Raw genomic sequence first — 528 nt, 5'->3', positions numbered from 1 at the left:
AGCTGCGACCAACTGATCCGATGGCCGACGAGAATGCACCGCTAAATGGGTACAACGCGTATTTGCACGTGCCCGATGAGCGCCGCTTCACCTGCGACCTGTTGAAAGAGCTGATCTGGTTCTATGTCATCGACAACCCTGCCCTTGCCAGTCAGCAAAATGGAAGTCGCCGAATTGTCGCTGATCTGCTCGCCTGGCACGTCGCCGATTATGAGCGCCTGCTGCCCCCAGATCGCCAGGAGGAAGTGGCCGACCACGGCTCCCCATTACGAGGCTGCTGTGATCACATCTCGTCGCTGACCGAGCGGCAGGCGCTGTTGCTCTATCATCGCATGTCGGGCGTCTCTCCGGGATCCATTACTGACCGCCTCTTTTCCTAACCGAGCCAACAGGTTGCCCGCAGTTAGATAAACGGTGTTCGGCTTTCGAAACCCCAAGAAGGTGTGCGGCCCAGCGGCGCCTGCGCGCGGCGCGCTTGCCGCGATGGCCAAAATATGACCACAATCTGACCACAGTTACAGATAACTA

General features: G+C 58.3%; 1 protein-coding gene. It reads left to right on the top strand.

Features of this window, described 5'->3' with window-relative positions; all coding sequences use genetic code 11:
- On the top strand, positions 1–380 hold a 380-nt coding region (locus HMPREF0591_RS31860; RefSeq protein ID WP_208857822.1), incomplete at its 5' end, for a hypothetical protein.
- Positions 381–528 lie beyond the last annotated feature (148 nt).

The sequence above is a fragment of the Mycobacterium parascrofulaceum ATCC BAA-614 genome, assembly GCF_000164135.1.
In the GTDB taxonomy this organism is placed as follows: Bacteria; Actinomycetota; Actinomycetes; order Mycobacteriales; family Mycobacteriaceae; genus Mycobacterium; species Mycobacterium parascrofulaceum.
The sequence above is the reverse complement of the archived record's forward strand: the minus strand, read 5'-3'. Positions and strand labels throughout refer to the sequence as shown.